General features: G+C 66.0%; 16 protein-coding genes. 7 read left to right on the plus strand and 9 right to left on the minus strand.

Annotated elements, in window-relative coordinates; translation table 11 throughout:
* Positions 1-8 precede the first annotated feature (8 nt).
* From ABZS43_RS19520 to ABZS43_RS19535, 4 genes are all read right to left on the minus strand, one after another.
* Entirely contained in the window at positions 9-974 is a 966-nt protein-coding gene (locus tag ABZS43_RS19520; protein WP_355037326.1) for an LLM class flavin-dependent oxidoreductase, read from the minus strand.
* Between the two features lie 41 nt (positions 975-1015).
* Positions 1016-2299 carry a MaoC family dehydratase N-terminal domain-containing protein gene (locus ABZS43_RS19525; RefSeq protein ID WP_355037327.1) on the minus strand — a complete coding sequence of 428 codons (1284 nt, stop codon included), beginning with the start codon at positions 2297-2299 and terminating at the stop codon, positions 1016-1018.
* A gap of 86 nt (positions 2300-2385) precedes the next feature.
* Positions 2386-3501 carry an acyl-CoA dehydrogenase family protein gene (locus ABZS43_RS19530; protein ID WP_355037328.1) on the minus strand — a complete coding sequence of 372 codons (1116 nt, stop codon included), beginning with the start codon at positions 3499-3501 and terminating at the stop codon, positions 2386-2388.
* A gap of 5 nt (positions 3502-3506) precedes the next feature.
* The gene (locus ABZS43_RS19535) at positions 3507-3731 is read right to left on the minus strand and encodes a hypothetical protein (RefSeq protein ID WP_355037435.1); all 225 of its coding nucleotides are present in this window, start codon (positions 3729-3731) and stop codon (positions 3507-3509) included.
* A gap of 178 nt (positions 3732-3909) precedes the next feature.
* Between ABZS43_RS19535 and ABZS43_RS19540 the strand changes: the two genes are divergently transcribed.
* The 6 genes from ABZS43_RS19540 (at position 3910) to ABZS43_RS19565 (ending at position 10790) form a co-directional block, all read left to right on the plus strand.
* On the plus strand, positions 3910-5145 hold the full coding sequence (locus tag ABZS43_RS19540) for an acyl-CoA dehydrogenase family protein (RefSeq protein WP_355037329.1): 1236 nt from the start codon (positions 3910-3912) through the stop codon (positions 5143-5145).
* 27 nt (positions 5146-5172) lie between these two features.
* Entirely contained in the window at positions 5173-6300 is a 1128-nt protein-coding gene (locus ABZS43_RS19545; RefSeq protein WP_355037330.1) for an acyl-CoA dehydrogenase family protein, read from the plus strand.
* Positions 6297-6728, plus strand: a complete 432-nt coding sequence (locus tag ABZS43_RS19550) for a nuclear transport factor 2 family protein (protein WP_355037331.1) — start codon at positions 6297-6299, stop codon at positions 6726-6728. Before ABZS43_RS19545 ends, ABZS43_RS19550 begins: the two co-directional genes overlap by 4 nt.
* A gap of 21 nt (positions 6729-6749) precedes the next feature.
* Positions 6750-8054 (plus strand): acyl-CoA dehydrogenase family protein, encoded by a 1305-nt coding sequence (locus ABZS43_RS19555; RefSeq protein WP_355037332.1) that lies wholly within the window; start codon positions 6750-6752, stop codon positions 8052-8054.
* A 374-nt stretch (positions 8055-8428) separates the two neighbouring features.
* Positions 8429-9283, plus strand: coding sequence for a mycofactocin-coupled SDR family oxidoreductase (locus ABZS43_RS19560; protein ID WP_355037333.1), 855 nt, complete (start codon positions 8429-8431; stop codon positions 9281-9283).
* A 25-nt stretch (positions 9284-9308) separates the two neighbouring features.
* Positions 9309-10790 carry an aldehyde dehydrogenase family protein gene (locus tag ABZS43_RS19565; protein WP_355037334.1) on the plus strand — a complete coding sequence of 494 codons (1482 nt, stop codon included), beginning with the start codon at positions 9309-9311 and terminating at the stop codon, positions 10788-10790.
* Between the two features lie 125 nt (positions 10791-10915).
* On the opposite strand, the gene ABZS43_RS19570 is transcribed toward ABZS43_RS19565, so the two are convergent.
* The 3 genes from ABZS43_RS19570 to ABZS43_RS19580 form a co-directional block, all read right to left on the minus strand.
* On the minus strand, positions 10916-12565 hold the full coding sequence (locus tag ABZS43_RS19570) for an FAD-dependent oxidoreductase (protein ID WP_355037335.1): 1650 nt from the start codon (positions 12563-12565) through the stop codon (positions 10916-10918).
* A 157-nt stretch (positions 12566-12722) separates the two neighbouring features.
* Positions 12723-13931, minus strand: coding sequence for a cytochrome P450 (locus ABZS43_RS19575; protein WP_355037336.1), 1209 nt, complete (start codon positions 13929-13931; stop codon positions 12723-12725).
* A gap of 190 nt (positions 13932-14121) precedes the next feature.
* Complete coding sequence (locus ABZS43_RS19580; protein WP_355037337.1) at positions 14122-16572, minus strand: alpha/beta fold hydrolase; 2451 nt, start codon at positions 16570-16572, stop codon at positions 14122-14124.
* 229 nt (positions 16573-16801) lie between these two features.
* Here ABZS43_RS19580 and ABZS43_RS19585 point away from each other — a divergent pair, with 229 nt between their 5' ends.
* Positions 16802-17944, plus strand: a complete 1143-nt coding sequence (locus tag ABZS43_RS19585; protein WP_355037338.1) for an acyl-CoA dehydrogenase family protein — start codon at positions 16802-16804, stop codon at positions 17942-17944.
* 183 nt (positions 17945-18127) lie between these two features.
* Here ABZS43_RS19585 and ABZS43_RS19590 read toward each other — a convergent pair whose 3' ends face one another.
* Both ABZS43_RS19590 and ABZS43_RS19595 read right to left on the minus strand, forming a co-directional pair.
* Positions 18128-19216 carry a phosphotransferase gene (locus tag ABZS43_RS19590; protein ID WP_355037339.1) on the minus strand — a complete coding sequence of 363 codons (1089 nt, stop codon included), beginning with the start codon at positions 19214-19216 and terminating at the stop codon, positions 18128-18130.
* Between the two features lie 143 nt (positions 19217-19359).
* The gene (locus ABZS43_RS19595) at positions 19360-20607 is read right to left on the minus strand and encodes an ABC transporter substrate-binding protein (protein WP_355037340.1); all 1248 of its coding nucleotides are present in this window, start codon (positions 20605-20607) and stop codon (positions 19360-19362) included.
* Between the last annotated feature and the right edge of the window lie 60 nt (positions 20608-20667).

Genomic DNA, 20667 nt, shown 5'->3' on the forward strand with positions numbered 1-20667 from the left:
ATCCGGGATCAGGCGAGCAGGGGGCGCAGGTCGCGGCAGATCGTCCGCACGTGCGCTGCCACCATCTCCTCGGACATTCCGGCCAGCGAGACCCAGAAGAACACCGTCTCGACAGGCATGCCCGCCAGGTGGGCTCGGATCGCAGGCGCGTTGTCTTCCGGGGTGCCGTAGAGCAGGTTCCCCATGCCGGGAGCCAGGCCGTGGGCGCGGGAGCGCTCCGGATCGATCGCGCGCGGCGGCGCGGCGGCGCTGCCCTCGGTCATGTAGCGGCGGTAGGAGTCCCACTGATACGCGTGGTGACGCGACACCGTCGCCCAGTCACGCTCAGGGTCGTCGGTGGTGAAGACCGGCAGGCTTCCGGCCATCCGGGCCGCCTCGGCCGGGTGTCCGCCCTGCGCCAGGCCGGCGAGGTAGGGCTCGACGAGCTCGCGGTCCACAGAGAGTAGGCCCTCCCCCATCCGGCCGGCACGCCGAGCGCCCTGCGGACCGCCGTACCCGAGCCAGATCGGCATCCGGTCCTGGGCCGGTGGCGGCAGGACTTTCCCACCCGACCAGAGCTCACGGAGCCGGCCGACCATGGCGTCAGTGGTGCGGTAGCGCTGTTCCATGTCGGCGTCGAACGCCTCGAACTCGACCGGCCGGTAGCCGGCTCCGACGCCGAGCTCGAGTCGGCCGTTGCTGATCAGATCAACGATGGCCGCCTCTTCGGCGAGCTGCACAGCGCGTCGAAGAGGCGCGATGACCACGGCCGTGCCCACCCGCACCCTGCGGGTGCGGGTGGCAGCGGCCGCGGCCATCGTCAGCGGCTGCGGGAGGTAGCCATCCTCGAAGAAATGATGCTCCGAGAACCAGACCGAGTCGGCCCCGAGGCGCTCCGCCTCTTCGCACATCTCGAGGGTGAACCCATAGAGGCGCGACCAGTCACCGCGCCACTGCGGCGGATTGCGCAGGTCGAAATAGATCCCGACCTTCACCCGACTCACCTGCGGTCGGCTCCACGGTTGGAGCCCATCGATCAGCGAGCGTTGCGCTTTTGCGCGGTGAGCTCGATGTGGCGGTCCCACATCGCACCCGACTTGCGGGCCAGGTCGAGCGGCGGGTCGAGCAGCACGGCCCGTCCGCTCGTGCGGCTGGGCAGCGAGATGGTGATGTCGGCGAAGGCGGTCTCGACATCGCGCTGATTGACCATCTTCACCTTGATGTCGACCAGGGTCAGTCCGTTCTCCTCGCGCTTACCGGTGACCTCGCCGGAGAGGAACTGCGCGTCGCCGTGGTAGTTGAACTTGCGAATCGAGTCACTCTGCTTGATCACGAACGCGTCGTCGCCGGCCCAGTCGGTGGCGTAGTGGTGGAACCAGGTCTCGCGCATCACACCGTAGTCGTAGGCCATGGGGTTGCCGATCGCCTTCGCCCACGCGGAGTCCCAGTGCAATCGCTGGGCGACGTCGGGAATGCCCTGCTCGTTCTTGATGAAGAACGGGGCGATCCGCTTGCGATTGAGGTAGGCCAGTCGCGACGACTTCAGGCCGTACGGCACGAAGCCGTAGCCACCGGCATGGAACGCCACGACCTCGGTCGTGGTGAGCGGACCCTTGACCATCGCCGGCAGCGCGTCGCCGACCGTGATGTCCTCCCAGTAGCGGGGCTCGGCGCCGCGACGCTGTTCGGCCGCGTAGATCTCATCGATTTTCTCGATGTCCTCGTCGGTGTAACTGGTCGGCTCGATCTGGCTGTACTTGCCGCGATCGCGGGCCGCCTTGCGCTCGGTGAGGACGCTCAGCACGCGGTGGACGTAGACCACCTCACCCCGCTGGTTGACCTTCACCTCGCGGTTGACCTGGATGATCGACTGGCCGGCGAATTCCGACTCTTTGACGTCCAGGGTCTCCTGGCCGCTGAAGGCGTAGAGCCGGTCGCCGGGGTAGACGGGGCGGTACCATTCGGTGGAGCCGCCGGAGACGAAGACGTGGATGCCGCGGAAGAGGCCCTTGGTCTGGCTTTTGATCTCCTCCGGCATCCGGTCGCCGAGCATCGGCGCGCCGATGATCTGAGCCATCGAATTGGGCGCGATCTGCGAGCCCCAGCGGGTGTTGTCGCCGTACTCTTCGTCGCAGTAGAGCGGGTTGTCGTCGCCCAGGCCCCACGCGAAGTTGCGGATGGAATCGTAGGAGGCGGTGCTGATGTGTTCCAGCTGCTTCTTGGCGGTGTCGACGCCGATCAGCAATTTGGCGCGCTCGATGTCCTTGTCGTCGAACGTATAGTTCGTCGCTTCCGCGAATTCCTTGTCGATGTCGACCATGGCGGTCCCTCACATCTCTCGTCTGGTGGATGGATCAACGTCCGCGGGCGTGGGCGCCCGGGCCGGTAATGCTGAGAACTCTTTGCTCAGAATCCGAGTCGCTGGGCGAGCGACTCGCGGTGATACACCGCGTCGCCCAGAAGTACGGCGGAGGCCTGGGCACGTCGGTAGTACAGGTGGGCATCGTGCTCCCACGTGAAGCCGATGCCACCGTGGATCTGGATGGTCTCCTGGGCGACCTCGACGAACGCCTCGGAGCAAACCGCCTGGGCCATCGCCGCGGCGATACCGAGCTCAGGCCCGCCCTCGATGCCGTCCTCGAGCAGGGAGGCGGCATAGTAGACGGCCGATCGAGCCGATTCCACCGCGACGAGCATGTCGGCGCACTTGTGCTTGATCGCCTGGAAACTGCCGATCTTGCGGCCGAACTGGGTGCGGACCTTGGCATACTCGACGCTCATGTCGAGACAGCGCTGGGCGCCGCCGACCTGTTCGGCGGCGAGGGCGACGGCAGCGACGTCGAGGGCCGCGGTGACGATCTCCGTGCCGCGCCCACTCGCCCCGACGAGCACGGCGGGGGTGTCCTCGAACTGCAGGCGAGCCTGTCGGCGGGTCAGGTCGAGGGTGTCCAGCGCCGTACGGGTCAGACCTGCGGCGTCCTGTTCGACGGCGAAGACGGTCGGCCCGTCCCCGGTGGCGCCGAGCACCAGGATCACGTCGGCGTGGGCACCGTCGGTGACGAAGTTCTTGTGACCGTGCAGGCGGAACCCGCCGCCGTCGGCCGTGGCGACGGTGGTGTTCTCGGAGAGATCCCATCGGCCGCCGTCCTCGACGAAGGCGAGAGTCGCGGTGATGGTGCCGTCGGCGATGCCGGGCAGGTACGCAGTCGCCGCGTTGTCGTCGTCGGCAGCCAGGAGTGCGCTGGCGGCGAGCCCGATCGTGGCGAAGTAGGGCGCCACCACCGAGGCCCGGCCCATCTGCTCGAACACGATGGTCTGGAAGTTGAAGCCGACCCCGGCTCCGCCGAACTTCTCCGGGATCGCCAGGCCCTGCAAGCCCAGCTCATTCGCCATCCGGCGCCACAACGTGGCGTCATTGCCGCTGGGCTTCTCGATCAGCGCGCGCACGACACCGCTGTCGGATGTGGACTCGAAGAATCGGCGCACCGAGGTGGCCAGTTCCTCTTGCTCTGCGTTCAACACGAGGCTTATCGGCCTATCCCTTCTGCGGTGACCAGCTCACGAAAGGGCTGGTCACGATCGACCTGTGGCTCACGGGGCAATCCGAGCACGCGCTCCTCGATGATGTTCCTGAGGACATCATCGGCACCACGCAGCCAGCTGTTCTGCGTCGCGTTGCCGGCGAGCCACCGCCGCGCACCAGCGCGGAACGTCTCGAGATCGGTGTCAGCGCTCTCGCGTGGGGTCGTCACGTGGCCTCCCAGCCCGCCAAGGGTACGCATCGTTGCATCCCGCAATTAAGTATCCCCAATTAGATAGATTGGCGCTAGTCTCCCATGAAAAAAGGTTCTATTCTATTTTCAGTGCACCTAATTAGCCAGGGCAGTGGAGAACACCCCCTACACACAACGCCATGCGGAGGAATCAGCAGTGACGGCTACCCAGACCCCGCGTAACCACCTCGGCACCGAGGCGGGGAGCCTCGGGCAGTTCCGGGCACGCACCCGGGCATGGCTCGATGAGAACGTCCCCTCCGGGTGGGCCGAAGAGTTCGCGCACGCCTCCCGGAAGGAGTACGCGAACTTTCAACGGCAGTGGATCCGGACCGCCCAGAGCGGCAACGTCGCAGCACCGCACTGGTCGCCGACCTGGGGTGGCGCGGGCCTGGACCTCGAGCATCAGGTCGTCCTCTTCGAGGAGCTGATGCGTGCCGACGCCCCGTTGGCAAAGAACTTCTTCGTCGGGCTGAACCATTGCTACGCGACGCTGACCGAGTGGGGGACGCAGGAGCAGTGTGAACGCTTCTTGCCGCGGATCCTGCGTGGCGAGGACATCTGGTGCCAGGGCTTTTCCGAGCCGGGCGCAGGCTCGGACCTCGCCGCGCTGCGCACTCGGGCCGTGCTCGAGGGCGAAGAGTACGTCGTCAACGGCCAGAAGATCTGGTCCAGTTACGCGACCGTGGCCGACTGGTGCCTGCTCCTCGTTCGAACCGACCCAGACGCGCCCAAGCGCAAGGGCATCACGTTCCTTCTGCTCGACCTACGCACTCCGGGCGTGGAGATTCGCCCGATCAAGCAGTCCACCGGCGAATCCGAGTTCTGCGAGATCTTTCTGACCGACGTCCGCGTCCCGGTCTCGATGCGCGTCGGCGAGGAGAACAACGGCTGGCGGATCGCCCAGAGCACCCTGACCGCTGAGCGCGGGCCGACGTTGCTCGAGCTCGCCGCTCGCCTCGGCCAATCGATGGATCAGCTGGTCCGAAAGGCCGGAACACGTGAGATCGTCCCCGGATGCAAGGCCATCGACGATCTCTCGATCCGCGAGGGCCTGGCCGACCTGCGTACCCGGGTGACGATCATCCAGCGACTGTGTCACAAGGTCGTCAACGATCTGGTCCGGCGCGGTGGCGCCGGACCCGAGGCGTCGATCATCAAGGTGTCCTACAGCGAACTCGTACAGCAGATCGCCGAGTTCGGTACCGAACTGGCCGGACTGCCGACCCAGGAGTTGGTCGAGCAGACCACCACCGAAGGCTCCGAGCCGGGCTCGTGGATGTTGGAGTACATCGGCTCCTGGACCTGGATCACGGGCGGCGGCACCAACAACATCCAGCGCAACGTCATCAGCGAGCGGGTCCTCGGGCTCCCTCGCGAACCGCAGGCTTGACCTGTCATGTCCGAAATGGAACTCACTGTGACCGATAGTCTCGAAATCGACCGTGACGAGTTGCGGGCAGCCGTCCAGCAGGTACTCGGTAGCGCATCGAGCAGTAAAGCCGTCCGCGCGATGGTCGATCCGGTCGATCCGGTCGCCCTCCGCGTCTTCCGCGACCAGATCGCGCAGGTCGGCTGGACCGGGATCGACATCCCCGAGAAATATGGCGGAGCCGGCGCCTCATTCGCCGACCTGGCCGTGGTGCTGGTCGAGATAGGCTCCCATCTGAGCCCCGGACCGCTACTCGCCTCCTCCGTCCTGGCCGCCACTGCGCTGCTCGCCGGGAGCTCGCAGACCCAGCGCTCCGCCTGGCTGCCGCTGCTCGCCGAGGGCAGCGTTGTCGGCACGGCGGCGGTGGCCGAGCGCAGCGCGCCCGCCGGCGGCCGACTACGAATAGAGCACGACCAGGTCATCCTCGACGGGTCGTGGTCCTACGTCCCTGATGCCCCTGAAGCCGATTTTCTGGTTGTGCACGCAACCGACGCGGCCGGAGGCGACGCCCTGGTGCTGGTCCTCGGCGATGCGGCAGGCTTGACCCGCACGGCAACCGAGATGCACGACCAGACGCGTCGATTCGGCAAGGTCGACGCTCGTGGAGTTGCCCTCCCCGCCGACGCAGTGCTCTGCACAGGAGCAGACGCCACCGCCGCAGGGACCCTGATCAACGAGCGTGCGGCACTCGCGACCGCGTGCGACAGCCTCGGCCTCGCCGAGCGAACACTGACCCTCACCCTGAGCTACCTCAAGGAGCGGGTCCAGTTCGATCGCGTCATCGGATCCTTCCAGGCGGTGAAGCACCAGGCTGCCGACATGCTCATCAGTGTGGAGACGGCTCGGGTCATCGTGCACGAGGCCCTCGACGCGCTCGCCGCCGATCGCGCGGACCGTGAGATCCTGGTCTCGATGGCGAAGTCGTACGCCTGCGACGCAGCCGCGGATGTCGTGGCTCTCGGTGTGACGCTGCACGGCGGTATGGGCTTCACGTGGGAGCACGACCTGCACTTCCTGCTCAAGCGGGCCAAGCTCAACCAGGTCCTGTTCGGCAGCTCGCGGGCCCATCGCCGCCACATCGCGGACCTGGATCTCGGCCCCGTCACGGTCCGATGACCACGACTACCACCATCGGAGAACCCGTGCTCGAGGCCCTGGATCACATCGAGATCCGCAGGCTGGCCGACCTGGACGGCCACATCGTCGACGAGCGCGCCTTCTCTCGCATCGATGAAGTGTTCACCGCGGATGTCGTCTACGACCTCAGCGATTTCGGCCTCGGCATCATGCGCGGCATCCCCGCGGTGATCGCGTCGTGGCGTACAGCGGCCCACCCCCTCGCCCACCACGCCACCAGCGTGCTCGTCACCGAGCTCACGGACGGCTCCGCGGAAGTGATCACGAAGGGGCTCGGAGTCGGTGCCAATGGTCGGGTCGGAAGCGTGACCTACACCGACCGTGCAGTGCGCACGGCCGCCGGCTGGAGGTTCGTGCACCGCACCGCGACCCTGCGCCGGCCCGAATCTATTTCGCTGGAGAGCTGAATATGGGTATTCAATTATTGGATGGGCGACGTCGATCGCCACGACCGACGCGATGGGATCGACATGACCACTGACGACACGGTCACCGAAAAGCCAGACCTGGAGGCGTTCCGCACCGACGCGGCCGCCTGGCTCGCCGAGCATCTCGAACCCAAGCCTCGCTCCTCCGGGAAACGACCTTGGGGCGTCGGGTCCGACAGCCTCGCGGTGTTCCACCAGCTCACATTCGAAGAGGAGCGCGATCTACTCCAGGCCAATCTCGACTGGCAGCAGAAGAAATACGACGCCGGCTACGGAGCACTGACCTGGCCGGTGGAGTACGGCGGGCGCGGCCTTCCCGGAGCCTACGAGCGTGCCTTCCGTCGCGAGGAATCTCGCTTCGTCACTCCCAAGGCACACGAGACGCATAGCGTCAGCATGGGTCTCGTCGGCAACACCCTGCGCGTGCTCGGAACCCCTGACCTACGCGAGCAGTTCCTCCGACCACTGCTGCGATCGGAAATCCTTGCCTGCCAGCTCTTTTCAGAGCCGGGCGCCGGCTCCGATCTCGCCGGCCTCAGCACCCGTGCGGTACGTGATGGGGACGACTGGGTGGTCAGCGGGCAGAAGATCTGGAGCTCAGGGGCGCAGTTCTCCCAGTGGGGCGAGCTCCTCACCCGGACCAACCCGGACGCCCCGAAGCACCGAGGCATCACCGCCTTCATGCTCGATCTCAGCTTGCCGGGTGTCGAGGTACGCCCGATCAAGCAGATGAGCGGCGGGTCGACGTTCTGCGAGGTGTTCCTGACCGACGTCCGCATCCCGGACCGCTACCGCATCGGTGAGGTCGACGGCGGCTGGAAAGTCGCGCTGACCACGCTCGGCTTCGAGCGCGGCGGTGGCGGCGAGGCACGTGGCGGCACCTATCGCGATGTCTTCGAGCTCGCCAAGTGGCTCGGTGTCACGAAGGATCCGGTGGTACGCCAAGAGCTCGCCGAGCTCTACATCGGCCACCACGTACTCTCCCTCGGTGCTCGACGCGCAGCCGAGCGTCACAAGGCGGGCCTACCACCGGGGCCTGAGGGTTCGATCAGCAAGCTGCTGTTCACCCGTCAGCAGAGTCGGGTCGCCGAGACTGCCGCGCACCTTCTCGGCCCTCGACTGGCTGCGAACACCGGCGAGTGGGGCACCTTCGCCTGGTCCTCGTTCCTGCTCGGACGAGTGGGCAACCGGATCGCAGGCGGATCCGACGAGATCCAGCACAACATCATCGGCGAGCGCGTACTCGGCCTTCCCGACGAGCCTCGCGGAGACCGCGACGTCGCCTTCAAGGACATCCCTCGCTGAGGCCGGGACAGACAACGCTCCGGCGACGGCGAGGATGTTCTCGTCCGGCACATTGAGTATCCCCACAAGGCCGTACGGGCTCACGAGGGGTAGGCGCGCCGCATGGTGGAATCGAGCAACCTACGAGCACCGAGGAGCGCGACGGCCGATCTGGCCAAGCCGCGAAGACGGGTTGACGAATAACGCTGCGAAGTGCGTGAACTGAACCGCACCGGCCGACCGAATACACCCGCGGCTCGACGGAAAGGCAGGAGCTCGATACCGGAAACGGCGTTTGCAGCAATTTCCCTAGCCATAATTCCTTACACCTAATAAGCTTCAGTCAGGTGTGGCCGCCGTCACACTATAAAAGCGAACGTGCAAGGAGATTTCTAGTGGCTCGTTTGAGCGGCAAGGTTGCGTTCATCACCGGAGCAGGACAGGGGCAGGGGCGTTCGCACGCGATCCGTTTGGCCGAAGACGGTGCAGACATCATTGCCACCGATGTCTGTGAGACCTCTATCCATCCTGCGATGCGCTACGGACAAGCCGGCGCCGATGACCTCGAGGAGACCCGGAAGCTGGTAGAGAAGGCAGGCGGTCGCTGTATCACAGCCAAGGCCGATGTCCGAGATCTGGCTGCGTTGAAAGCCGCCGTCGAGGCAGGCATCAAAGAGTTCGGACACATCGACACTGTTGTCGCCAACGCCGGCGTGATCACCTTCCACCACTCCTCCCTCGACATCACGGAGGAGGTCTACGACCTGGTCGTCGACGTCAACCAGAAGGGCGTCTGGAACACCATCCAGGCAACGGCCCCCAGCATGATCGAGGCCAAGCGGGGCGGCTCGATCATCATCACGAGCTCGGCGGCAGGCATCCGCGGACAGGCGCCCTACGCGCACTACGCCGCCTCCAAGCACGCCATCGTCGGGATGGCCAAGTCCTTCGCGAACGAGTTCGGTCGCCACGGCATCCGAGTGAACACGATCCACCCGACCGGGGTGTTGACCGCCATGGGAACACATCCAGACGCCGGCGATCTCGTCGCAACCGAGCCTCTTTTCCTCATGGGAGCGACAAACATACTGGTCGACCTCGACCAGCCGATCACCGGCGAGTTCGCCCCGCTCCCCGTTCTGCAACCCTCCGACGTCTCGCAGGTGGTCGCCTTCCTCGCCTCCGACGAGTCGCGCTACATCACCGGGGTCCAGCTTCCGGTTGACGCCGGCAACACCAACAAGCCTTGATCCGACGCCGTAGGAGAACACCGTCATGAGTGTCATCGCACCACCGCTCGAGCATCTACCCGCCACCGGCCTGCTGATCGGCGATCAGCGTGTCAGCGATGCCGAAGGCGGAACTTTCGAGCACCGCTACCCGGGATCCGGGGAGGTCACCGCCGAGATCCCGCTGGCCGGGCCCGCGGAGATCGACCTCGCGGTCCGCACCGCTCGCGCGGCCCAGCCCGGCTGGGCGGCAATGCCCGGCCCGGCGCGTCGAGCCATTCTGCTCAAGCTTGCCGATCTGATCGAACGTGATGCCGATCTCCTCAGCCACCTCAGCACGATCGACAACGGCACACCGCGGGCCATCACCGGGCAGGTAGCGCCCGGCACGGCGGAGCTGTTCCGCTACAACGCGGGTTGGACCGACCGCATCGAAGGCACGGTCGTCCCGACGTGGCCGACGGACGCCCTCGACTACGCCGTGCGGCAGGCGTATGGCGTCGTCGCGATCATCATCCCGTGGAACGGCCCGCTCGTCAGCATCGGCATGACGGCGAGCCCCGCACTCGCCGCCGGCAATGCCGTCATCATCAAGCCGCCGGAGCTGACGCCGTACACCGCACTCCGGTTGGGTGAGCTCGCTCTCGAGGCAGGGCTGCCGCCAGGGGTGTTCAACGTGGTGCCCGGTGGCCCCGTCGGCGGCGACGCGCTCGTACGCCACCCGGGCGTGGACAAGGTCCATTTCACGGGCAGCGGTGCCACCGCGAAGCACATCCTCACCGCGGCGATGGACAATCTGACGCCAGTCGGACTCGAGCTGGGAGGCAAGTCCGCCAATCTCATCTTCGATGACATCGATGTGGCCAGCTCGATTCCCCACCTCATCTGGGGTTTGATCACCCTCTCCGGCCAGGGCTGCATCAACCCGACTCGTCTGCTCGTCCAGGAGGGCGTGTACGACGAGGTCGTGGCTACGGTGACCGCCGTGATGCAACAGATCAAGATGGGTGATCCCTACGACCCGACCACCATGATGGGTCCGGTCATCAACGAGGCCGCCGCGCAGCGGATCCTGGGAATGATCGAGCGCTCGACCGAGGATGGGGCCCGGATCACCACGGGCGGCAACCGGATGGGCGGGGACCTGGCCGGCGGCTACTTCATCGAGCCGACCATCGTCGCGGATGTGCAGAATTCGTCCTACATCGCCCAGAACGAGGTATTCGGCCCCATCCTGTCGATCCTGCGGTTCAAGGACGAGGACGAAGCAGTGCGCCTCGCCAACGACTCCCCCTTCGGCCTGGCGGCCTACATCGAGACGAACGACCTGCGGCGAACGCATCGGGTGGCAGCCAAGCTCGAGGCCGGCAACGTGTGGGTCAACGGCTTCACCGGCATCCCGGTCTCGGCGCCGTTCGGTGGCTGGAAGGCCAGCGGGCACGGGCGACTCGGCGGGCGCTGGGGCATCGAGGAGTTCACCCAGCTCAAGAACGTGTGGATCGGGCTCGGCGACGCGTCCTTCGTCTGACACCCACTCCGAGCAAACGTTCCACAGCACGAGGAAGGCCCCCGGTTTGCAGACCGGGGGCCTTTCTCGTGCTGTCCTGCTGTTCAGTGCCCGCTGTTCCTTCGCGACCGTGCCGTATCCGCCGGTCAGCCTTGTCCGCGACCGATCTTCAGCAGCTCGTCGAGGTCGGTGACCTTCACGCGGGGACGTCGCTCCGCCTTACCGGCGTTCTTCTCGTAGGCGTCGATGCGCTTCCATGCAGCCAGGTCGAGGTGGTTGGTGATGGCGTCCGCGATGTCCTCGGCATGCGCCGCGGGCAGCGGCAGCCGGTCCGCCTGGTAGTCCTCCAGGATCGCGGCCACGGTCTCCCGGGCGCACTGCTTGTTGGTGCCGATCACCCCTGAGGGCCCTCGCTTGATCCAGCCCGTGACGTAAGCCCCCGGTACGGGAGCACCGCCTGGTTCCGCGAGCACACGTCCACCCTCGTTGGGTACGAGACCACGAACATCGTCGAACGGCAGGCCGGGGATCGCGACCCCGCGATAGCCGACCGAACGCAGCACGAGACCGGTCACGAGCGTCTCGATCTCACTCGTGTTCTCGAAGACGCCGTCACCGACCGGCTGCATCCGCTGAAGCATGATGGCCTCGACCCTGCCGCGGCCTCCGACGCTCTCGGGCGCGGAGAAATATTTCAGGACAATCCGGCGGCGACCGGGGGCACGGGGGGTGTCCGCTGTCGGCAGGCCCGCCAGCAACTCGACCTTGTAGGCGATCAGCGGATCCGAGACGGCATCGGAGACCGACCGGCCACCGGTGTCGACCACCACGTCGACATCCTCAAGTGCGATCAGGCTGAGCAGCTCCTTCGCCGTGAACGCCGACTCGGCCGGGCCACGGCGAGCGACCAGCACCACCTCTTCGACGGCACTGGCCCGCAGCGCCACGAGCGCATGATCGGCGATGTCGGTGCGTTCCAGACGCGCCGAACCGGACACCAGGATTCGTGCCACGTCCAGTGCCACATTTCCGTTGCCCACGACGACGACACGCTCGCCCGAGAGATCGAACCGGGCCTCGGCCTGGTCGGGGTAGCCGTTGTACCAGGCGACGAACTCGGTGGCGGAGTGGCTGCCGTCGAGTTCCTCCCCGGGAATGCACAACGCCTTGCTGGTTCCGGCGCCGTATGCGTAGAGGACGGCGTGATAGTGCTCGCTCAGCTGCCTAGACGTGACGTCAGAGCCGACCTCGGTGTTGAGCAGCAGGCGCAAGTTCGGTCTGCGCATCGTTCGCGCGAATGCCGTCTCGGCAGCCTTGGTGTCCTGGTGATCGGGGGCGACGCCGTACCGGACGAGTCCGCCCACCACCGGAAGTCGCTCGATGATGTCGACGCTCACGTCCAGACCACGCCGACCCAACAGATCCTCAGCAGCGTACAGAGCCGCTGGCCCTGACCCGACGACGACGATCTTCAGCGGACCGTACTGTTCAACAGCACTCCCCGCCGGGCGAGCACGCTCACGGACATAGCCGGTACGACCGTCACCCTCGTAGTACAGCTCGTTGAGACGAAGAAAGACCTCGTCCTTCGCCGGCAGATCGTAGTCGGGGACAATCGCGTTCACCGGGCACACGTCCACACACGCGCCACAGTCGATGCAGGACACCGGGTCGATGTAGAGCATCTCGGTCGTCGCATACGCCCGCTCCTCCGGCGTCGGATGGATGCAGTTGACCGGACAGACCGGTACGCACGCTGCATCACTACAGCAAGAGCGCGTGATGACGTGCGTCATGCTGGATGCTTCCTTTCGTCTTTCGTTTTCGCGACCAGCCAGAACCTCGAAGTCGGTCGCGGTGGTGTAACCGATGTCGTCGAGTGGAAGAGATCTTCCGCGAGGGCGGCGCAGCGGACGGGGCCTGAGCAGCGTTCGACCTCGGCGACGACCTTCGTCAGGCGCCCCCGAACGAGCCCAACTCGAGGTCGTAGACGCCATGTGTGTTACCCCAGTAACCGGTCGGCTCTTTGACGAGCTCGTAGGAGGGAATGAGCCGGTGCCAGGTCGTGAGCGCGATGTCCATTTCCAGGCGCGCGAGGTGCGACCCGATGCAACGGTGCGGACCTACCCCGAATGCGAGGTGCGGCACGGGCTCGCCGCGGTTCAGGTCGACGTGCTCGCCGCCGTCGACCAGCGTCTGGTCGCGATTGGCCGAGACGAGCGGAAAGAGGATCAACTCGCCGGCCTTCAGTTGCGCGCCGTCGAGCTCGATGTCCTCGGTGATCTTGCGGCCGATCTCCGCTACCGCGTGAAAGCGCAGCAGCTCCTCGACGACATCAGCGACCGAGCCGCTCTCGCTGGCCTGTCGGGCGACCAGCGCGCGGTCGGCGGGTACTTTGGCCAGGTGGTACATCATCAACGACATGCTGTCGGCGACTGTGTCGAGACCCGCCATGAACAGGATGAGGCAGCAGTTCAGCAGGGACTCGATCGGAATCTGCTCACCGTCGATGTCCCAATCCATCATGTCCGAGAGCAATCCAGCGGGCCGGTCGCCGGTCTCGCGGCGGCGCCCGACCTCTTCGGTGAAGTAGCCGATCACCGCGAAGATGCCCTCCTGCGGGCGGTCGCTGTCGAAAACACCGTCGCGCGGAGGCAACAGGATCTTGGCCTCCCACTCCAAGAAGGTAGACAGGTTCTCGATCGGCAACCCCATCAGTTCCAGAAAGACGACGGTCGGGAACTCGTGGGCGAACGCCGCGACGTAGTCGCACCCGCCGCGCTCCTTGATGCCGTTGATCAGCTCTTCGGCACGGCGTTCGAGGGGCTCGCGCATCGCCGCGATCTTCGAAAGGGCGAAGTAGGGCGCCATCTTGCGGCGCCACTTGGTGTGCTCCGGCGGGTCGAGGTTGATCGGGATCATCTTGAACTCAGGGTCCGGGGTCAGTGGTGTCACCGAAGAGCTGGAGAAGACCGCGGGGTTCTGAAGGCATTCACGCATCAGCTCGTAGTCGAGCACCATCCAGTACGTGCCCTGGGCAGTGTCCACCTTGACGATGCGGTTCTCCACGCGCAACCTGTCAAACCGCCCGGCGATGTCTTCGACCGAACCGTTACCCACGAGGAAGTGGTCGGTGAAAGTTGGTACTTCTGACGCCTTCATCGTTGTCCCTGTCGTCTGAGCCGCTACTGTCAGCGACTGACGTGATCCGCTTCACACCAAAGAGTATCCTCAGTTCGTCGGCGTGCGAGTCCAATCGACCGAAAACGCAGACCTCGCCAGCGCATCGTGGAGACTGTCGGCTTGGTTGCCGCGCCCGAACTGCGTCGCAGATCGGCGACGCGCTCCGAGGTCACGCCCCTCCGAGATGCTCGAGTCGTAGCTCTTTCTTGACGATCTTCCCCATGGCGTTGTGGGGCATATCCGTAGCGACGATGAACTCGGCCGGCACCTTGTAGCGCGCCAGTCGATCGGAGCAATGCTGACGAAGCTCCTCGAGCTCGGTCGGCGCGACAAGCCGTACAACGGCGACGACCGTCTCGCCCAGCCGCTCGTCGGGGCGCCCGATGACGGCGGCCTCGGCGACGGCGGGGTGGTCGAGCAGCGCAACCTCGACCTCGGCCGGATACACGTTTGCCCCACCTCGGATGATCAGGTCGTTGCGCCGCCCGACGACGTGCAGGGAGCCATCAGGATCCAGGTAGCCCTGGTCCCCTGTGCGCAGCCATCCGTCGGTGGTCAAAGTAGCCCGTGTCGCGTCCGGCCTGTTCCAGTAGCCGAGCATGGGCCGGTAGACGTCCGCGAACGGGCCTTCCGTGCGCGGACCGAGACAGATCTGCCCCTCGACCCCCGAGGACAGACGGGTGCCGTTCTCGCCGACGATGGCGACCGCCAGGTGGGCCAGGGCGCGCCCGGCGCTGCCGAGCAGGCTATCCTCTCGGTCCTCGACGGTGGCTGCGGTCGGCGCTTCGGTCAGTCCGTAGCTCGTCGTGAAGAGTCGGCCGAACCGCGCACGGTATCGGTCGTTGAGTTCGGTCGGCGCGCCCGCACCGCCCACGCCGAGCTCTTCGAGAGTCGCGAGGTCGTCGGGCTGGACAGCCGGATGGGTGAGTAGGTCGTACGCCGTGGTCGGTGGGGTCGCGACTCGACAGACTCGATGGCGCCCTACTGCCTGTGCCAGGCCCTCGGCGTCGATTCGCCCGAGCGCTACGCAGGTCGCGCCGCAGACCCAGGCAGCGACCGGACCCAAGATCTGGAGATTGAGGATTGTCAGCGGCAGCACCACCCCCTGTCGCGACTCCGGCGCGATGCTGCCTTCGTGGAGGGAAACGATGCCGGGAAGGAGCATGTTGTGCTGGCTGTGCACCGCGCCCTTCGGCCTACCCGTCGTACCGCTGGTATAGGCGATGGCAGCGGGAGCGTGTGGATCGATGACCACCTCCGGCCGCAGTGTCGACGCGGCGGCCACCCGCTGGTGCCAGGCCTCGTCCACCTCGACCACTCGGGCGACGTCGAGCTCGGTGCCGGGCTCGGCGACGACCACCGCGACGCCGGCGTCGTCGATCAAGAGAGCAAGCTCGGCGAGCGCGAGACTCCGGTTCAGCCCGACCCAGACCAACCCCATTCGCATAGCAGCGAGGAAAAGCACCACGACCTCGGCGTTGTTCGCCAGTCGGACGCCGAGACGGTCGCCGCCGCGCAGCCCTTCGGCTGTCAGAACGTGGGCGATCTGGTTGGCACGGCGATCAAGCTCTGCGTAGGTCAGCTCTCGATCGTCATCGATGAGGGCGAGGCGACCAGGGTCGAGCGACACGATCGGAGCGAGGACGTCTGCGACGGTGGTCGGGCCGACGGGGGGCGGCGCCGGCTGCCACGTCACCAGCCCGCGCTCATCGACCACAACCTCGGTGCGGTGCCGCAGTGCGAAGATGTCGCCGGCCAATCGATCGATCAGCGTCGCGCAGAAGTCCGGATCTTCCAGGATCAGATGATGCTGCAGGCCAGGAGCGACGTGGATCTCGCACCCTGCTGGAAAGTCGAACTCGCCGAGAAACTCTTCGGCTCCCTCCGCGATCGGACTTGCCGTAGCCCGGACGAAGCGCAGCGGCACCGCGAGGTTTGCGAGCGCGCGCGTGTACGCGTCCTGGTCCACACCGGGGATGCCCCGCTGGTCGTGCTTCCACGTCCAGCCGGCGTCGTGCGCACGCACCGAGAATTCGGCAACCCGTGCGAGCCGCTCCGGGGCGATGGCTTGTTCGGGCTTGAGCCGAAAACGCCCCACGGCCTCGGCCCGCGTCTCGAAGTGACGCGGCACTCGCTCCGGCGCCCAGGGGTACAGCTCCCGGCCGCGGAAGAATCTCACAGCACTGTCCAGTAACACCACGCCGTTGACGAGATCAGGACGACGGGCTGCGGCCACCGCGCAGACACGTCCGCCCATGCTGTGCCCGACGAGCAGTACGGGGGCCCCGCCGACGGCTTCGAGGACACCGATGACGTCATCGGCGAACACACTGCCGACGTAGCCAGCTTCACGATGTCCACTGCCGCCATGGCCGCTGAGGTCCACCACGACAATCCGATACTGCGACATCAGTCGCTCCGCGACGTCATGCCACCACAGGTGATGCGCCTGGAATCCGTGAACCAGGACCAGCGTCCGTTCACCGCCACCCTGGACGCCGTAGCGGATCGAGACCCCATTGACGTCGACAGACCGGGTCAGCAATGAATCGAGAGAAGGTACGTGGTACACCGGTATAGGATACTCAATTAAATATCCCGTTGTCTCCGACGATCTCACGCCCGTCGATATCGTTCCCCGAGGTGCCCTGTGACCGAGCCGAATGAGCCGGATGCCCTCTGCCGAGGATCAATCATCGAACTGCTCGATCTCGATCGGACCGGTGCGGTTCCACGACGAAAGTTCACCTCCTCGTCCAGCCTCGACCACGCCAGTTGGTTCCACCGACGGCCAGATTCATCCACCGTGCTGCACCGCAGCGTCAGAGATCACCAAAGGAAGTAAGACCATGACCCGCACCCTGTTCACCCCTGACCACGAAGAGTTCCGATCCCTGGTCAAGGGGTTCATCAGTCGGGAGATCGCTCCGAACAGCGAGAAGTGGAACGAGCGCGGCCTCGTCGACAAGGCCGTCTACAAGGCCGCCGCGGAGGCCGGCGTGCTCGGCTTTTCCGTTCCAACCGAGTACGGCGGCCTCGGCATCGACGACTTCCGCTACAACGTCCTGGTCACCGAAGAGTTGGCACGTCACGGCAGCGGCGGGGTGGCGTTGACCCTGCTCAACGACATCATCGCGCCGTACCTGCTCCGTCTGACCGACGAGGCACAGCGTCAGCGATGGCTGACCAAGCTCGCCGCGGGCGAGATGACCTGGGCGATCGCCATGAGCGAGCCCGCCGCCGGCTCCGACCTGGCAGGCGCCCGTACCTCCGCACATCGCGACGGTGACGAGTGGGTGATCAACGGGCAGAAGACCTTCATCTCCAACGGCATCCTCTCCGACGCTGTCGTGGTGCTCTGCCGTACCGACCCCGAGGCGGGACACAAGGGTTTTAGCCTCATCGTCGTCGAGGACGGCACGCCAGGTTTCGAGCGTGGACGGAAGCTGGACAAGATCGGACTCCGCGCCCAGGACACGGCCGAACTCTTCTTCTCCGACTGCCGGGTACCGGCTAGCAATCTGCTCGGCACCGAGGGCCGCGGCTTCTATCACCTGATGGAGAATCTGCCCTCCGAGCGCCTCGCGATCGCCGTCGGGGCGATCGCGGGCGCCGAGACCATCTTCGATACGACCAAGAAGTATGCGAAGGACCGCGTCGCGTTCGGGCAGTCGATCGGCAGCTTCCAACACAACCGGTTCACGATCGCGGAAATGTCCACAGAGCTCGACATTGCCCGAATCTACGTCGACTCCCTGATCGAGAGGGTTCTGGACGACACCCTGACCGCGGTCGATGCGGCCAAGGCGAAGTGGTGGTGCACCGAGCTGCACAAGAAGGTCGTCGACCAGTGCCTGCAACTGCACGGCGGCTACGGCTACATGCTCGAGTACCCGGTCGCGCGTGCCTACCAAGACGTCAGGATCAGCACGATCCTGGGCGGCACCACAGAGATCATGAAAGACCTCATCGGCCGCGACATGGGCTTCTGACACGGCATCGAGAGCAGTAGTACGGGGATGTCACCGGGCTGCCCGCAGACAGGGGCCGCAGCGATGGCCCACACCGGACGAACCGGTGGGGCACAGGCACCCTGAGACTGCCCACGCGACCCGGTACCTTTGGCGCAGTGGGACCGGGTCGCGCGAGTCCGAGACAGACCGACCAGCAGTCGGTCAGCGCTCCATGCCGACTGCAGCGAAGCTCTCGAGATCGAGTGCGGCAACCGCGAAGCGCTCGCCCACGATCCGGCTGGTGGCGTCGGGCTGCATCTCGACGGGCGTCAGCCACCACAGGAAGCTGTGCCAGACATTGCGACGCACCGCCAGCAAAGCCTCCTCGCGACCGGGTGCCGACGTGACCCCCTTGCCGGCGAGGGCGTTCAGGTAGCCGTCCAGCAGCCCGGTCAAGCTTGCCCGCCGGTCCTCGATGCTGAGACAGCCGATGATCGTGTAGGTGACGTCGTGCGCCCACACTCCGGCCTGGGCCGTCTGCCAGTCCAGCAGGGCGGGCACGCCGTCCCGGGTGATGAAGCAGTTGTCCTGATGCGGGTCGCCGTGCAGGAGGGTGCGGGGCAACGTGTCGTTGAACGCCCACATGCGCCGCAGGGCCTCGATCACGGCGTCCCTGTCCCGCACAGACTCCGGCACCACCTCGGACCGCGCCCCGACCTGCTTGTCCCAGTTGTCCTTCGACAAGATGAAGTTGATGATCAACCCTCGAAGATCGTCGACGGCAGGATTCAACCAATCCCGCTCCTCGAGTTCGGGGCTCTCCCAGAAGAGCGCGTGCAGCGTCGCCTGCTGCTCCAGGATCTGGGCGACCATCTCCACGGTGAAGGACTCTCCTGACGCCGCGCGCCCGAAGCTCGCCCGTTCGCTCAGGTCTTCCATGAGCAGCAGACCGTCACCGTTGCTGCCGATTCCCGCGTAGAAGTGTCGCGGCTTGTCGACCGGGATGCGATCCGCGAACTCGGAGAAGAAGCGCACCTCGTTGATATACGCGGGCCCGGAGATCGCGGCCATCTCCCCGCCGAGGCCCCCTTTGAGGTACATCGACTCCGGCAGTCCGTTGCTCGCCCCCGCCTCGTAGGTGATCGCCAGGTGCGCCTTCACAGCCGACCTGTACACGATGTCCGGAACGCTGACGTCCGTGACGATGGTGCCGGGGTGGCGTTCGCTCAGGGCCCAGCTCAGCCATTCGGGCGTGATATCGGCCGATGAGGTCGGCCAATGATTGCCGGTCCGGGTCAAGTCTCTCGCCATCCTTTCGTACTCCGTTTCGTGTGCTCCGTTTTGAAACCCGTTGGGGTCAGGTCGACTCGGTGCGGCCGGCGAACGTCCGATGAGAAGCCGAATGGGCCCGTGGTAATTTCGCCACGGGCCCATTCACCAGCCTAACGGAACTGCTAGCCGCCGGCCTTGGCGAGCAGCTCACCGATGTTGATCGTCTTGCCGGTCGGAGTAAAGACACCCTTGGCCGGGTCCCACTGCAGGCCCTGCTGGATCAGGTTGACGATGCGGCCCAGTCCCGGTACCGGCCCGTCCTTCGAGAAATTGATGGGCGCCACGAGGAACCCGGTGTCGAGCGCGGTCTGCGCCTTCAGGGCGTCGGTCACCGTCTTGGCAGTCAGGTCGCCCGTCTTGTCCTTCAGGATCTCCTCGAGAACATGCACCGACCCCCAGGCCGAGACCTGGTTGTTGTTGCGCAGGTTCACCGCGGCGTCGGGGTCGGACCCCACCGCAGCGTCGAGCTCGTCGTTGAACTGCTTGATCGCCGGCTTGTCGGTCTGCTGCGCGGTGTAGGTGGAGGACGCCGCACTGAACTTCCCGCCCAGGGCCCCGAGACCCTTGAGGCTCGCATCGGACAGCGCTGCGTCCGAGTGGCAGTAGCTGAACTTGTCGCCGCCTGCCTGCATCAACGCGACGGACGCCTGCTCCGTCAGCGACATGGTCACACCCTTGACGTCGGCACCCGCCAGCTGCGCCGCCAACGGTGCGTAGTCAGCGGTGGTCGGGGGCGTCGCGACCACCTTCGCCAATGGTTTCCCGGTGGACGCAACCGCACCGGCCTGAGCGAAGGTCTCCGTCACCGCCGACGCCTCGACGTCGAAACGCGCCATGCCGAGCGGTGCCGCGCCAGCCTCGGCGAGGACCGCCGGGCAGGCGGCGAACGCCAGGACCTGCGCGCCCAGGAAGTAGCTCGAGGGCGAGGTGAGCTCGTCTCGGGCGACGCCCAGTCCGCCGACCGACGGGATGCCGGCCTTCTCCAGTTGCGGCGAGATGCCCCCGAATCGCGAGAACATGGACACCACGGCGATCACGTCGTCCTTGACGATCTGGCGACCGCAGGCCTCGGCCGCGGCCGCGTCGTTCTTCTCGTTGCAGTACACGATCTCGACCTTGTGGCCGCCCAGCCCGTTGCGCGAGTTCACGCCCGCGACGGCGGCCTTCACCGCGGCGAGGTTCTGCGGCCAGTTCGCCTCCTGGGTACCGGTGGGCAGGATGACCCCGATCTTGACCGGAGCTCCGGACGCCCCGGCCCCGGTGGAAGAGCCGCCAGCCGACGTGTCGTCGTCGGATGAACCGCAGGCCGCGGTGACCAAGGCAACGCTGAGCAGACACACTGCCAGTCGCGCCTTCGTTGGAGTGAACATGATGTTCCCTTTCGGGTGTGAAGAGCCTCGTCGCGAGTGCGACGAAGCGGAGAGAGGAAT

The sequence above is a fragment of the Nocardia sp. NPDC005366 genome (assembly GCF_040606855.1).
Classification (GTDB): Bacteria; Actinomycetota; Actinomycetes; order Mycobacteriales; family Mycobacteriaceae; genus Nocardia.

What these genes read in the sequence shown, in the direction of transcription:
- ABZS43_RS19525 (WP_355037327.1), bottom strand. Translation starts at nt 2,299, where the DNA reads ATGGTCGACATCGACAAGGAATTCGCGGAAGCGACGAACTATACGTTC.
- ABZS43_RS19550 (WP_355037331.1), top strand. Translation starts at nt 6,297, where the DNA reads ATGACCACGACTACCACCATCGGAGAACCCGTGCTCGAGGCCCTGGAT.
- ABZS43_RS19555 (WP_355037332.1), top strand. Translation starts at nt 6,750, where the DNA reads ATGGGCGACGTCGATCGCCACGACCGACGCGATGGGATCGACATGACC.
- ABZS43_RS19565 (WP_355037334.1), top strand. Translation starts at nt 9,309, where the DNA reads ATGAGTGTCATCGCACCACCGCTCGAGCATCTACCCGCCACCGGCCTG.
- ABZS43_RS19570 (WP_355037335.1), bottom strand. Translation starts at nt 12,565, where the DNA reads ATGACGCACGTCATCACGCGCTCTTGCTGTAGTGATGCAGCGTGCGTA.
- ABZS43_RS19575 (WP_355037336.1), bottom strand. Translation starts at nt 13,931, where the DNA reads ATGAAGGCGTCAGAAGTACCAACTTTCACCGACCACTTCCTCGTGGGT.
- ABZS43_RS19585 (WP_355037338.1), top strand. Translation starts at nt 16,802, where the DNA reads ATGACCCGCACCCTGTTCACCCCTGACCACGAAGAGTTCCGATCCCTG.
- ABZS43_RS19590 (WP_355037339.1), bottom strand. Translation starts at nt 19,216, where the DNA reads ATGGCGAGAGACTTGACCCGGACCGGCAATCATTGGCCGACCTCATCG.
- ABZS43_RS19595 (WP_355037340.1), bottom strand. Translation starts at nt 20,607, where the DNA reads ATGTTCACTCCAACGAAGGCGCGACTGGCAGTGTGTCTGCTCAGCGTT.